The 11,979-nt window shown below is 66.9% G+C and carries 18 protein-coding genes; 14 read left to right on the top strand and 4 right to left on the bottom strand.

Annotation, left to right across the window (positions count from 1 at the left end; genetic code table 11):
- Positions 1 to 23: 23 nt before the first annotated feature.
- The 4 genes from ACJH6I_RS24350 to ACJH6I_RS24365 form a co-directional block, all read right to left on the bottom strand.
- Positions 24 to 566 (bottom strand): hypothetical protein, encoded by a 543-nt coding sequence (locus tag ACJH6I_RS24350; protein ID WP_406784681.1) that lies wholly within the window; start codon positions 564 to 566, stop codon positions 24 to 26.
- An 18-nt stretch (positions 567 to 584) separates the two neighbouring features.
- Positions 585 to 779 carry a hypothetical protein gene (locus ACJH6I_RS24355; protein ID WP_406784682.1) on the bottom strand — a complete coding sequence of 65 codons (195 nt, stop codon included), beginning with the start codon at positions 777 to 779 and terminating at the stop codon, positions 585 to 587.
- A 35-nt stretch (positions 780 to 814) separates the two neighbouring features.
- On the bottom strand, positions 815 to 1,321 hold the full coding sequence (locus ACJH6I_RS24360; RefSeq protein WP_406784683.1) for a helix-turn-helix transcriptional regulator: 507 nt from the start codon (positions 1,319 to 1,321) through the stop codon (positions 815 to 817).
- Positions 1,322 to 1,389: 68 nt separating this feature from the next.
- Positions 1,390 to 2,121 (bottom strand): hypothetical protein, encoded by a 732-nt coding sequence (locus ACJH6I_RS24365; RefSeq protein WP_406784684.1) that lies wholly within the window; start codon positions 2,119 to 2,121, stop codon positions 1,390 to 1,392.
- Positions 2,122 to 2,237: 116 nt separating this feature from the next.
- Between ACJH6I_RS24365 and ACJH6I_RS24370 the strand changes: the two genes are divergently transcribed.
- From ACJH6I_RS24370 to ACJH6I_RS24435, 14 genes are all read left to right on the top strand, one after another.
- Positions 2,238 to 3,002: a hypothetical protein gene (locus ACJH6I_RS24370; RefSeq protein WP_406784685.1), complete on the top strand. Its 765-nt coding sequence runs from the start codon at positions 2,238 to 2,240 to the stop codon at positions 3,000 to 3,002.
- Positions 3,003 to 3,180: 178 nt separating this feature from the next.
- Positions 3,181 to 4,122 (top strand): DUF2637 domain-containing protein, encoded by a 942-nt coding sequence (locus tag ACJH6I_RS24375; RefSeq protein ID WP_406784686.1) that lies wholly within the window; start codon positions 3,181 to 3,183, stop codon positions 4,120 to 4,122.
- A gap of 19 nt (positions 4,123 to 4,141) precedes the next feature.
- A complete protein-coding gene (locus ACJH6I_RS24380) occupies positions 4,142 to 4,345 on the top strand; it encodes a hypothetical protein (RefSeq protein ID WP_293023768.1) in 204 nt (67 codons plus the stop codon).
- Positions 4,346 to 4,554: 209 nt separating this feature from the next.
- A complete protein-coding gene (locus ACJH6I_RS24385; protein ID WP_406784687.1) occupies positions 4,555 to 5,373 on the top strand; it encodes a hypothetical protein in 819 nt (272 codons plus the stop codon).
- Between the two features lie 11 nt (positions 5,374 to 5,384).
- Complete coding sequence (locus ACJH6I_RS24390) at positions 5,385 to 5,765, top strand: hypothetical protein (protein ID WP_406784688.1); 381 nt, start codon at positions 5,385 to 5,387, stop codon at positions 5,763 to 5,765.
- A 106-nt stretch (positions 5,766 to 5,871) separates the two neighbouring features.
- Complete coding sequence (locus ACJH6I_RS24395) at positions 5,872 to 7,632, top strand: hypothetical protein (RefSeq protein ID WP_406784689.1); 1,761 nt, start codon at positions 5,872 to 5,874, stop codon at positions 7,630 to 7,632.
- 218 nt (positions 7,633 to 7,850) lie between these two features.
- The gene (locus ACJH6I_RS24400) at positions 7,851 to 8,603 is read left to right on the top strand and encodes a hypothetical protein (RefSeq protein ID WP_406784690.1); all 753 of its coding nucleotides are present in this window, start codon (positions 7,851 to 7,853) and stop codon (positions 8,601 to 8,603) included.
- Between the two features lies 1 nt (position 8,604).
- Positions 8,605 to 9,051 carry a hypothetical protein gene (locus ACJH6I_RS24405; RefSeq protein ID WP_406784691.1) on the top strand — a complete coding sequence of 149 codons (447 nt, stop codon included), beginning with the start codon at positions 8,605 to 8,607 and terminating at the stop codon, positions 9,049 to 9,051.
- A 214-nt stretch (positions 9,052 to 9,265) separates the two neighbouring features.
- Positions 9,266 to 9,703, top strand: coding sequence for an AAA family ATPase (locus tag ACJH6I_RS24410; RefSeq protein ID WP_406784692.1), 438 nt, complete (start codon positions 9,266 to 9,268; stop codon positions 9,701 to 9,703).
- Positions 9,704 to 9,861: 158 nt separating this feature from the next.
- Entirely contained in the window at positions 9,862 to 10,140 is a 279-nt protein-coding gene (locus ACJH6I_RS24415) for a hypothetical protein (RefSeq protein ID WP_406784693.1), read from the top strand.
- Positions 10,133 to 10,288, top strand: a complete 156-nt coding sequence (locus tag ACJH6I_RS24420; protein WP_406784694.1) for a hypothetical protein — start codon at positions 10,133 to 10,135, stop codon at positions 10,286 to 10,288. Before ACJH6I_RS24415 ends, ACJH6I_RS24420 begins: the two co-directional genes overlap by 8 nt.
- Positions 10,289 to 10,459: 171 nt before the next feature.
- On the top strand, positions 10,460 to 11,029 hold the full coding sequence (locus ACJH6I_RS24425; protein ID WP_406784695.1) for a hypothetical protein: 570 nt from the start codon (positions 10,460 to 10,462) through the stop codon (positions 11,027 to 11,029).
- Positions 11,026 to 11,211: a hypothetical protein gene (locus ACJH6I_RS24430; protein ID WP_406784696.1), complete on the top strand. Its 186-nt coding sequence runs from the start codon at positions 11,026 to 11,028 to the stop codon at positions 11,209 to 11,211. Before ACJH6I_RS24425 ends, ACJH6I_RS24430 begins: the two co-directional genes overlap by 4 nt.
- Positions 11,212 to 11,295: 84 nt before the next feature.
- Positions 11,296 to 11,493 carry a hypothetical protein gene (locus ACJH6I_RS24435; protein ID WP_406784697.1) on the top strand — a complete coding sequence of 66 codons (198 nt, stop codon included), beginning with the start codon at positions 11,296 to 11,298 and terminating at the stop codon, positions 11,491 to 11,493.
- Positions 11,494 to 11,979: the final 486 nt, after the last annotated feature.

Consider the following 11,979-nt stretch of genomic DNA (forward strand, 5'->3'; position numbering starts at 1 on the left):
AACAACTTCTCGGGTCTGGCCGGCTAACGAGCTCCGATCGACGTGGTGACTGCCCTGCTCGCTACTGCATTGGCGTTCGCCAGACACCCTGACCGCCAGGCCACAGCGGCTCCAGCCGAGCTCGCGCAGCCCGTGCACACCCCGGTGTTGTCGGGGTAGGTGTGCAGCCATGCGCACGGGCCGATGACGGTGTCGCACGCGGCGTAGTCGGTGCAGCCGCAGAGATCCGGCACACCCCGCGGATAGCGCCACTCGATACGGGTGATCTCCGTAGCCGGGGTGACGCCGTGATGGGTGGCGCAGAAGAACTCGACGAACTCGGCCGGCGTCATATCGGGGAACCCTTCGGCGGTGACGTCGTCGGCGGTGATGGCGTTGAGGGGTTCGCGGCATATCGAGACGACGTCGACGGTGACGATGCGGTCGAGCTGCTCGCCGTGGCGACCCCCGCGGACCTTGGGGCACAAGGTCAACTGATCGCCGGGTTTGAGCATCTGCCACCCCACGCGGCGGGTGACCGTCTTGCGCCGTGAGCGCACCGCGTCAGTGGTGAGAGCCACGCTCATCAGCCGCGCCATGGTGGCTTACCGCCGCCCTGGCCGCGGATCGACGCCTCGGTTCCTGCGGACGAATTTCACCAAGTAGTAGCCGGCGACGATCGCGGCGATCACGAAGGCGAAGATGTAGCCGATGTGGTAGCCGGCGCCGCGGAACATGGCGTTGATGAACTGCTGGAATGGGTCAGAGTGGTGGGCGGTCATCGGCAGGTGGTGCGTCATGGTGGAACCTTCCTTTGATTGAGTGATGCTGGCTGTCAGTGCTTTTCGGCGGGAGTGCCGGTGCGGCGGCGTCGGCCGCCCCGCGGATTTTTGGTCTCGTCCCAGACTGTCTTGAAGGCGCGCACGGACGCCCGGGTCCAGAGACGGCCGGTGGGCGTCTGTAGGACCGGCCGGGGGAAGTCGGGGGAGGCGGCGAGCTTGTCGGCGCGCTGAGGTGACACACCCAGCTCGCCGGCGACCTCGGTGAGACCGACCAAGTCGAGGTCGATCGGTGCGGGGTGGGCCTTTTCGGCCGCCGCGTCGACGCTGGACAGGACGTACAGGCGAATCGGTTTGAGTAGGCCGGTGGCGGCCGCGGCGGTGCCCAGGGCGGCCGTGGTGGCCTGATCCAGGGTGTCGGCGTCCACCTCGAGTGTCACCTGCAGCCGGCCGTCGTTGTGGTCGTAGGCCAGGTCGACGGCGCCGAGGGTGTCGCGCAGTGCGTCGGTGTCGGCGGGGGACAGGCCCGGCGCGGTGTAGGTGAGGTAGGTGGTCCAGTTCATCGGTGCCGTTTCTGTCCGGGTCGCCGCCGGCGGCGAACCATAACTGTTGATCGGCTCAATGGTATGGGTCATGCGGGCCGGGCCTCGGCAGGTGCGTCGCCGGCCGCGCCGGCGGGGACGTCGACGCGCAGTTTGGCCCGGGTGAGCACCGTCTGCAGCTGGCCCTTGTAGTCGCCGGTGCCCGAAACGGTGGCCGAGACGATGGTGACCAGGTCGCCGCGGGCAATGCCCAGCAGGTTGGCTCCGGTGCCGGAGGTCTTGAGGACCTGGCCGGTGGGGAGCTTGATGACCACCAGTCGCTTGTAATCGGTGCCGTAGCCGCGGAATCCGGTCGTTTCAAACGACGCCACGACCTCGACGCGGCCGGTGAGGCCGCGCAGTTTGTCGCCGACGTCGCCGGCAGGAGTGTTGTTCAGCGCGTCGCGGCGGGCCTGCTCGGCGTAGGCCTCATCCCAGGCCGCGGCGTACTCCTCGGCGGCGTAACGCGCGGCATTGGCGGCGTAGGTGGCCTGCTCGGCGTCGTGGCGCAGTGCGGCTTTGACCTGGCGGCGGACCCGTGCGCGGATGGCGGACACCTTCACCAGGCGGTACCCGACCCCCATGCAGGCAAAGCAGCCCTTGATGGCGCCGGCGCCGCGGGGGTTCTTGATCTTCCAGCCTGAGACACCGTGAAAAAGGCCGTCGCCGCCGCACTTCCAGCATTCCTCCCGAACCACGTCGGTGCCGATGGCGGTTGGGTACGGGTCGGTGTACACGCGGGGATCGCCGCTGCTGACAGGTGCGGTCGTGATGACGCTCATGGTCTCGGCTCCCTCCAGTGACCTGAACAACTTGCGAGGACCGCAATACCCATAACCATTAATCGAATCAACAGTTAGGGTTGACTCAATCAATAGTTTGTGGTGAAGATGGAGACATGAGCACGAACAGCACCGCCACCGCCTACACCAAGGCCCAGGCCAAAGAACACGACGCGAAGCTGGCCGAAGCCGCAGCGGCCCTGTACACCGCGCAGGTCCAGGCGAACAACGCCGCCAACAACATTCACCGCGCAGCCGGGGACACCGAGCGGCGCCGCGGCCGCAGCAGCGAGCCCACCTGGACCATGACGCTCGCCGACGCGATCACCGCGGCCGAGGCAGTGGCCGGCGGCAACGTCGAAAGCCTCGGCCCCATCGCCGCATGGCGTCTGGAGCGCGCACCACAGCGCGCCGCCGAAGCACTCGCCGCGCACACAGCGGCCCGCGCTGCGGTCACCGCTGCCCGCGCCGTCGTCGAGCAGCTCGAAGAGGTATGGCGCACCCACGGCCAATGGAGCCGGTTCTTCGTGGTGCAGGGAGGGCACATCCACAGCTCGACGATGTGCCACAGCCTGCGCATCACCACCCGAATCGGTTGGCTCCCCGACCTTTCCGGCGAGTCCGAGGCAGACGCCGTGGCGGCCTACGGCACCGTTCTGTGCAGCAAGTGCTTCCCCTCGGCACCCGTGGAATGGACCACCCAAGCACCCAAGCCCCTCAACCCAAACGAGTGCCCAGGCTCGCGCAAGTACGTGCCCGGCGCCAACATGCGGCTGTGCAGCCCTCGCGGAACATGCCCGGAGTGCGGACAGTACGTCAGCGTCACCAGCACAGCCAAGGCCCGCAAGCACGACCGCCCAAAAACCGCGGCCCCGGCCTGAATGGCGGAGGGAAAGCCCTGCTGACCTGCCCCGAAACCGATCTATCGACCGTGTCCATTCGACCTGTTACGCTCCGGCCATCATGCCCGAACGCACGCGATTTGCATTGCGCTGCAAACCGATTCGGGCCATCCCGGCCGACGTCGCTCCACCTCCACACGAAGGGAAGTAGCTCGACATGACCGTCCTCGACGACGCCCCCACCCGCAACGGCCACACCGTGGCGACGACGGTAGCCACCACCGCCCTCCCGGACAGTGCGCCGGCAGCGGCGCCGCCGGCGGCCCCGATCAAGGTCGACATCCCGGCTACTGCCGACCCGGCACCGGGCCCGGCCGCGCCGGCCAAGACGCCCGAGCAGCGCGCCCGGTCCCAGGCCCGCCAGTTCTTCTGGGGGTGGTTGCTGTTCGCCATGGCGGTGTCGATCGGCGGCAACGTCATCCATGCCTGGATGAGCGCCCCGGTCGATCGGCGGTTCCTGGCAGCCATCGCGGCCGCGGTGCCTCCCGCGGTCCTCTTGGGGTCGACGCATTCGGTTGCCCTGCTCATCCGCACCCGGCGCCGCGACTATCGGCTCGTCGACGCGATCGTCCTCGGGGTCGGCATACTCCTAACGGTTGGTGTCGCGGTGTGCGCGTTCACCATGTCGTTCTTCTCGCTGCGCGATCTGATGCTCATGCTCGGCGTCCTCGGTAGCGTCGCTTGGCTCTGGCCCGTGGCGGTGGACCTGTCGCTGATCTGCTCCAGTCTGGGCCTGCTGTCGCTCACCGAGCCGGAAGCCGGCGCTACCGACGTCCCCGTGGCACTGACCGCGGCCGTGGCGACGGTCGAGGCTGCAGCGGCCAACAACGGTCCGAGCACCCCTGCCGAACGACGGCTGTGGTGGGAATCGATCGCGGCGGTGGTCCGCGACGAGGTCTCCGATTACCGCAAGGTCGCCGACCTGAGTCACGGGAAGCTCGGGGAAATCCTGCAGCGGATGTACGACGAGAACGAATCTGGCCGCAGCATCACCGATGCCACTGGCCTTCACCACCGGGAAGTCAAGGCCATCAAGGAATCCGCGGACGGCGTCCTGGCCCGTACCGCTGTCGTCCCGGTCCCGGCCGGCGCGGCCTGAACCACCGAAAGGTAACTACGTGACCGACATCGTGAGCTTCATCTCCGAGCACAGCACCGCGGTGATGATCGGCGCCGGCGCCGGCATCGTGGCCGCCAAAGTGCTGCACGCGATCGAGCGCGTCAGCCGCCTGGTGCTGAGCGCGGTCGTGCTGGCCGTGGCCGGTGGCGGTGGTGCCGGGTTAGCCTCGAACGCACTGAGTTCCCTCACGACGTTGAAGTAGATGCCGCTGTCCACCAGCGCCGACACAGCTTTATGGCGTTGGTGGGGAGCCGGTTTCATGATTTGTCGGCAGGACCATGTAGTCTCGGTATCGCGGAGCAAGCCATTGGGGCGGGCTCGAAAATCCCAGCGAGGGGAACGGTTTCCATGGCCACTGCACCAATTTTCTACCTTGGCACTCACATCGACGGTTGGCTCAATCATGTTGGTGTGCCGCTGTTTGTCTCCCACCGGCGCCTCGCCCGCCGCAAGGCCCTGCCGCAAGCGCGGATGGGCTGGGCGCTGGACAGCGGCGGATTTTCCGAGCTGTCTCTGTACGGCGGGTGGCGTACCACCCCCGAGGACTACGTGGCCGCGGTGAAGCGCTACGACCGGCAGATCGGCAACCTCGAGTGGGCCAGCCCGATGGACTGGATGTGTGAAGAATCGATGCTCGCCAAGACCGGTCTCACCGTTCTGGAGCACCAGCGCCGCACCGTCGCCAACTTCGTTCTGCTCGAACAACTCTGGCGTGACAGCGATGACCAATGGCACCCCGAGTCACCGTTCATGCCCGTACTCCAAGGCGGTCAAACCGCCGAGACGTACCTGCAGTGCTGGGACATGTACGCCGCGGCCGGCGTCGACCTGTCCAACTACCCGCTGGTCGGGGTCGGGTCGGTGTGCCGGCGCCAGCACACCAGTGAAATCCGCGACATTCTCGAAGCGATCCGCGACCGTGACCCCGAAGTACCCCTCCACGGCTACGGTTGTAAAACCCTAGGTCTCAAGCTATTTGGAGACCTCCTGTCGTCAGCAGATAGTTTGGGGTGGAGCTTCAACGCTCGAAAGAACCCGCGTCTGCCGGGGTGCACCCACACCAGCTGCTCCAACTGCGTCAAGTGGGCGCTGCGGTGGCGCCGTGGCATCGTCCCCGGCGGCTGCGCCGAACACGGCGAACCCTGCGACGGCACGATCGGCGCTTGCCACATGCGCGACCTGTGGGCCATGCGTGAACAGGCCGCGGCCGCCGCGACGATCGCCAGCTGAACGACCGAACGATGGAGGCGAGCCTGATGACCAGCGCCAGAGCGCCGAAGTGCATCCTGCCGGGCTGCACCAACCCCAGCAGCGAGCAAGGCCGGCCCTGCGACGAATGCCTGGCCACGTGCAGCGATTTCCTGCGGATGGGCGCCGGGCCGGCGATGACCGCCGAACAACAAGCCGCTCGCGACGACGCGATCAGGCATCGGTACATGCTGCAGCGCGAATGCGCAGCCCGCGCCATCGCGCCGGAGGACATGTCCCGACCGATCGTTGACCCACGGCAGGCAGAGCCTGAGCGTAAGCGCAACCAACGCTGCTGGCTTTGCGAGGAGCGGCACACCTGTACCAGGTGCGAGCGCGGATGGGAATGCGACAACTGCCGCACAGTGGCGTAGCCCGGCGCAATTAGTGTGTTGAGGGCGCCCAGCGCAGGGGAAAATGGATTAGACAGCCCGCCACAAACGGTTAGTGGCGGGCACCAAACGAGGGGGATATGCGGCGGTGCGACCCGACCACTGGCTTAAGACGGCCGCGGACACACCGCTGCGTGAGCTCGTTGCCGGCCTCGACGCAATCGGTAGCGCACCGATCCCCTACGCCCGGATGCCGGTACGGGCCCGCACCGCCTTCGGCGCCGAATTCTCCACCTGGGCCGACATCGCTGGCGAGACGGTGCAATCACTGCTGAGCTATCCATACGCCGGCGACGCGACGGTCCTGGCGCTGGTGGACGCGGCCGAGGACACCGTGAAGCGCTACCGGATGCCAGCGGCCATCAAACGGGTCGGCGCGGTCGCAGCCACCCGGCGCCTCCTCGACGAGCTCGACGACGCCGACCGACTGATGCTGTCCGGGCGGCTGTTCGGGCCGCAGCAGTGCACCATCCAAGACATCGCCGAGCAGATCGGCGTCCACTGGGCCTGGGTGAGCAGGCACCTGCCACGAGCGCAGGCCAGATTCGCCGAACTGCTCACCGACCCCGCCCACCGGGAAGTCGAAGAGTGCGCCCGAGAGCTGGCCGGCCAACTGGGTTCGTACACCCCGGCAAAGGCGGTGACCGCCGCCCTGCGGCAGCGCGGTATCCAGCCAGGCAGCGAGGTCGCCCACGTGCTCCTGTACGTGGGCGGGCCGTACACGCCGGCCGGCGAATGGTGGCAGACCGAAGGTGGTCAAGAGCGCGCCGCGGCAGCAGCCGACGCTGTATTCGCCCGCTACGGGGCACCGCCGGCCGCCCAACTGCACCAGGTCCTCGAACAGGCCGGCATGACCCCAGGCAGCGCCGCGGCGTACGCCAGCAGCCACCTCCAGGTGAAGCGGTACCGCGGAAAGTACGTCCCGTGGGGCGACACGGCGGCGGTCCGAGCCGAGGCCGTGCTGCACATGCGCGGCACTCCCGCCACTGTCGATGAGATTCTGTCCGCGATCGGATCCGACATCGACCAAACCGAAGGGTCGCTGAAGACCCTGCTGTACAAGGGAGATCGCTTCATCCGCACCAGCCGGCGTCGGTGGGGACTGCGGGTCTGGGACGTCGAGGAGTACTCCGGAATCGCCGACGCCATCGGTGCCCGCATCGACCGCGCCGGCGGCAGCATCCGAGTCGACGAGCTCACAGCCGACGTCCTAGCCAGCTTTCCCGATATCGCCGAGGCGTCAGTCTTCGCATACACGCACACGCTGGCGTTCATCATCAAAGACGGCATCATCAGGCGCCGCAAAGCAGGTGATCGCTGGCCCAAAGTCCCCGACCTGAACAGCGTGCGGGGCGCATTCCGCAACGGGGACAACAAAATCAGCTTGTCGATACCAGTCGATCGCGAGCTGCTGCGCGGTTCGGGGCTAGCACTGCCAGTTGCGGCCGCGGCCGCACTCGGAATCAAACCGTCTGGAGATCGCCAGTTCGCCGGCCCCCAGTGCATCGTGCGAGTGACGTGGCCACTGACGTCGACACGTGGCGCTCGAGTCGGCTCCCTGCGTGAGGCTGCGGGCGTCGTGTCAGCCAAAGACGGCGACACACTCTTGCTGGCCTTCGATACCCGCGCCCGCACCTTCGGCGTAGAAGTCATTCGCCCCGACACCCCAATCGGGCAGCGGATGCGCCGACATCTCGGCCACCGCGACGTGACCGACACCGCCCTGAGCGAAGCGTTGGACTGCAACCCCGACAACATCGAGCGCGTGCTGCGCCGGCGCGGCGATGACGCCCTGGCCGACTACGCGCGCACCGTCCTGCGCCGAGGACGGGCCAACCGGTCCGCGTAGTGATGACACTTGCCGCCAAGGCGGTCAGTCCGGGTTCGGCCGGCGTCGACGACGCGCCAGCGCCACCTCCCCACCCGGCACAGGGCTGGGGAGGTGGCGCGCCATAACACGTTGGAGCTGTGGGCGTTTGAACCGAATCTGTCGGTGTCGGCCGGTAGAATCGTCGACGTAGGGCTGGCCAGTGGGGCAGGCCCACGAATCCCGGAAGGGGAGTTGTTGTGACTGCTGTTTTGGATAGCTCGGTGAGCGTCGAGGGTCAGGGTGCTGCGGTGCCGGAGGTGAACACCTTGAAGGCCAAAGCGCTGCATACGGCGTTGTCGGATGCCATCTTGTTCACCACCGCGAAGGCGTTGGGTCTGCCGATGCTGGAGACGATCCGTCTGGAATTCGGCGGTGGCCAGTTGATCGCCGTCGCGACGGACCGGTTCACACTCGGTGCCTCACGTGTCGAGTACAGCGGTGCGGCGTTCGACATGCTGTTGGAGGCGGCGGACGCCAAGACCCTCATCACGATGGCCAAGACCGCAAAACGAGATGAGGGCTGGCGGGAGGTCACCGTCGAGGTGACCGACATCGAGTTCCGGCCCCGCGTGACGTTCCGCTTCAACTCCGGGGAATCGGTGACGGTGCGCGGATCGGACCTGGATTTCCCCAAGTGGCGGCTGCTGATCCCGGCGGACAGCTCGCGCATGGGAACGACCGTTGGCGTGGGTTATGACCCGTCGAGGCTGGTGCCGTTCACCAAGGTCCGCCCGAATGAGGGCGGTGCTCGCCGGCGAATTGCGATGTACCCCACGGTGGCCTCCAATGGCCGGCCGGGCCCGACCGCCGTCCGGATCGGGGACAACTTCACCGGCGTCGTCTTCCCGGAGCGGCCCGATGACGACGGGGCGTCGTGGTCGTATGCCCGGCCGGACTGGCTGGCGGCGCCGGCCAGCGTGGCCGCCAGCGGCCCGGAAGGCGGTCGCTGATATGACCGCCGCGCCGGCGGGCGCCGGCGTCCTGGAGCCGCGCGACAAGACCGTGGTGATCAGCTGGGTCGAAGAGTCCCACCACTCGGTGACGGTGCGAGTGCGGCCCGACTTCGATGTCACCGAGCGCGATCTGGGCAATGGCCTCGCGCGATTGCGCGACAACGGTTTCGAGTTCGTCGAGCGGGCGGTGATCGACGTTGTCGACGTCGAGGAGGATCCGACGGCGGAGTTCTTTGATCCGCCCCGATACGACGATCCGGAGCCGGCCGCCGGCGGCGACAGCACTGATGTGGTGATGATCCCGGGGCAGGTGTGGACGGCGTTCCTGGAGCAGGAGCTGCAGCTGGACCGCGAGCACTCCGGAGATGTGCCGCTGGCAGGGGTGATTGCAGAGATCTGCAAGCTGGCAGCTGAACACGCTCAAGACGCGGGCGCTGCCGAGTAGCCTTTGGAGGTGCCGGCTGCAGCGCCCCTCGCTGCGGCCGGCACCTCTTCTCACCACCTCCCCACCCGGCACGGGGTGGGGAGGTGGTGCGTTATATCGCTGGGGCGGTGAGCTGTTCGCCGGATTGGCTGTGGTTGTCGGCGGGTGCCGGTAAGATCGGTGATGTTGGCAAGCCATGGGGCGGGCCTCGAAATCCCAGCGAGGGGGAGCAGTCATGAGCGATCAGGTCGCGATCATTCTGGTGGGGTTGCCTGGCGCTGGTAAGAGCACCTGGGCGGCCGCGTGGTGCGAGGTCGAGCCGCAGCGTCGGCAGGTGGTCAATCGCGACCAGGTCCGTTTCGAGTTGTTCGGTCTGTATAGCGGATTGAGTGACGAGCAAGAGGCTGTGGTGACCGACATCGAGAGCCTGCGCGCTGATCGCGCGCTGGGCGCGGGGCAGTCGGTGGTGATCGATGCGACCAACCTGGAGACCGAGTTTCGTGACGGGTGGGCGGAGCTGGCCGCCCGTCATGGCGTGCCGGTGCAGATCGTCACGATTGGTACGCCGTTGGCGGAGTGCTTGCGCCGGAATGCGGCGCGCGGCGCGGCTGGCGGACGGTTGGTTCCGGAGGATGTTATCCGTGAGATGGCGGCTTCTGTCGATTCGGTATGACGTTGGTGCAGTGAAGTTTTGGGCAAATCGTTGTCGGTGGCTGTCGGTAGGATCGGTGGTGTTGGCAAGCCATGGGGCGGGCCTCTAGATCCCAGGTAGGGGAAGCCCCGCAGGCCTTCGGGTCTGCGGGGCACCTAAGCGAAAGAGGAGTGAGTCGGATGGGTGAGCGTTCTGCGGCGGCGTTGAAGTTTCGTTTGCGTGAGCCGAACTGGTGGATGGCATCCGATGGTGCTGGCCGGTGGGAGTACTGCCGGCATGGCGATGGTTTCTACTACTACGGGTGGCGCGGTGTCGTCGATGGACAGCAGGAGTCGGTGAGCTTCGGAGGGCATGCGCGGCAGGCGGACGTGTTGTACGTGATTGAACAATCGCGGGACGGTATCGAGCAGGTAGTGCGGGAGCGGCGCGCGAGGAAAGAGGAGGTGTGTCATGGCTGAGGTAGCCAAAAAGGCCGGCGTTGCGGCGTGGACGGGTGCGTGGCGCCTGCCCACCGACCGTGCCGACCACAAGAAAGCGGTGCGGCGGCAGCGCCGGCGGGACCGGCGCGAGCTGGCCGACGCACGCCGCGACCGGGACCGCAGCTAGCCGATCCCCAGCCGTGCACCATCTCACCACCCGGCACGGGGTGGTGAGATGGTGCGGTAATCCGCTGCGGCGGTGGGCATTTAGCCGACCTTTGTCGGTGGCTGCGGATAAGATCACTGACGTAGGGCACGCCATCGGGGCTGGCCCGCTAATCCCAGGTAGGGGAATGCCATGACAGCTGTTATCGAGTCATCTCCGGTCGTTGATCGGATGCGTATTCCTGCCGGAGTGGTGACCCGGTCCATGGTGGTGGTGCGTCCAGTGCCAGGGCATGTGTCGGTGCACGATGCGCGGACAGAGCTCGCGACGGTGTCGGTGCAGTGGGGTGACGTGTTCATGCGGTTCACCTCGGCGGCGCAGGTGCACGCGGTCCTGGCAGCCTTCGGTGCGGCCCGTGAGGCTTTGCGCGGGGTGCAGGGCACGGTGCCTACCGAACCGTCTGGCGCAGCCTTGGACTGGCCGTGGGTCGCGGTGCTGTCGGTGACGTGGACCCGGCCACCGGAATGGTCGGTGGTCCCTCAGGAGCGGTTCGACACGATCCAACGCCGTACGATCCACTGGGCCGACGTGCACATGGGGCCGGTGCTGTGGCGCATTGTCGACTGGGCAGGGTATGAGGCCGCTCTGGAACTGCTGCGCAACGTGCACAGGACCGCCGTGGCGTGCTTCACCGATGGCGGCAAGTTCCGTACCGATCCGTCGAAGATCGATGCGCTGACGGCCGCTGGGGTACCGGCATGATCCGGCTGGCGGTGCGCTTGGTGCGCGCCGCGATCATCGTCGCGGTCCTGGCCGGTGCCGCCAGCTGGGCCCTGGATGCGCCAGTGAGCCTGATGCTCGGCTACGGCCTGGCGGCCTGGTACCTGTGGATACTGGTCAGCTGGGGCCAGCGGCTGCTGCGGCGCGTAGTGCGAACGAAATGACCGGTCAGAAGGCCGATAGGCCGATCAGGCTGAGGCAGCTGGTGACGGTGGTTTACGAGACCACTTACACCAAGGGAGGAAGCGTTGGAACTGCTCCAACTATCGGGGCTCGACATGGCACACGTGCCCGACGATCCGACCAGCCGGCAACTCGCGGAAATCTTGGCCACCGCCGCGAACACGGAGTCTCTTACGGGCCACGACGAGCTGTACACCCGCCTGACCGACGATGCCGGCGACTGGGTTGACACGACCGATGTTGGCGATTGGCGGGCCCCCTGATGCAAGGGTGTGCCGGCGGCGCGGCAGCTCGGGACGACGATGACGGAAGCCAGGGTCTACAGTGACGGGGGAATCAGCAGTTACATAGACCGGTGCCCGCAGATCCGCCCCCCGAATCTGCGGGCACCTTTGTATCGGGATACGGCGCGGAGCGCCGGTAGTGTCGACACGAGTAGACAGGTTGAAAGACAGGCGATTTCGGCGATGCGGTGTAGTATTACGGTATGACGTTGAACAGCAAGCCAATTCGGGAACACCGCGCAAGCGGTGGCGCCAACCGCGAAAGCGGTTGCAGCGCAACGAATACCCGAACGATCGGCCACAACGTCACCACCACGGCACCGCGCCAGCGGCGCGAATCACGAAAGACCAACCGCCGCAATCACATTCAAGCCAGCCGCGTAAGCGGTTGGCGGACAAGGTAACTCGCGGGCGGGCTTGCCCGCCCGGGGGTGGGAGCCGGCGCAGCCGGCTCACCAAGACAGA

Origin of the sequence: Mycobacterium sp. SMC-13 (genome assembly GCF_045311035.1) — a bacterium.
In the GTDB taxonomy this organism is placed as follows: Bacteria; Actinomycetota; Actinomycetes; order Mycobacteriales; family Mycobacteriaceae; genus Mycobacterium.

Coding starts and splice junctions, on each gene's coding strand:
- ACJH6I_RS24350 (WP_406784681.1), bottom strand. CDS start 566: ATGAGCGTGGCTCTCACCACTGACGCGGTGCGCTCACGGCGCAAGACG.
- ACJH6I_RS24355 (WP_406784682.1), bottom strand. CDS start 779: ATGACGCACCACCTGCCGATGACCGCCCACCACTCTGACCCATTCCAG.
- ACJH6I_RS24360 (WP_406784683.1), bottom strand. CDS start 1,321: ATGAACTGGACCACCTACCTCACCTACACCGCGCCGGGCCTGTCCCCC.
- ACJH6I_RS24365 (WP_406784684.1), bottom strand. CDS start 2,121: ATGAGCGTCATCACGACCGCACCTGTCAGCAGCGGCGATCCCCGCGTG.
- ACJH6I_RS24370 (WP_406784685.1), top strand. CDS start 2,238: ATGAGCACGAACAGCACCGCCACCGCCTACACCAAGGCCCAGGCCAAA.
- ACJH6I_RS24375 (WP_406784686.1), top strand. CDS start 3,181: ATGACCGTCCTCGACGACGCCCCCACCCGCAACGGCCACACCGTGGCG.
- ACJH6I_RS24390 (WP_406784688.1), top strand. CDS start 5,385: ATGGAGGCGAGCCTGATGACCAGCGCCAGAGCGCCGAAGTGCATCCTG.
- ACJH6I_RS24405 (WP_406784691.1), top strand. CDS start 8,605: ATGACCGCCGCGCCGGCGGGCGCCGGCGTCCTGGAGCCGCGCGACAAG.
- ACJH6I_RS24410 (WP_406784692.1), top strand. CDS start 9,266: ATGAGCGATCAGGTCGCGATCATTCTGGTGGGGTTGCCTGGCGCTGGT.
- ACJH6I_RS24415 (WP_406784693.1), top strand. CDS start 9,862: ATGGGTGAGCGTTCTGCGGCGGCGTTGAAGTTTCGTTTGCGTGAGCCG.
- ACJH6I_RS24420 (WP_406784694.1), top strand. CDS start 10,133: ATGGCTGAGGTAGCCAAAAAGGCCGGCGTTGCGGCGTGGACGGGTGCG.
- ACJH6I_RS24425 (WP_406784695.1), top strand. CDS start 10,460: ATGACAGCTGTTATCGAGTCATCTCCGGTCGTTGATCGGATGCGTATT.
- ACJH6I_RS24430 (WP_406784696.1), top strand. CDS start 11,026: ATGATCCGGCTGGCGGTGCGCTTGGTGCGCGCCGCGATCATCGTCGCG.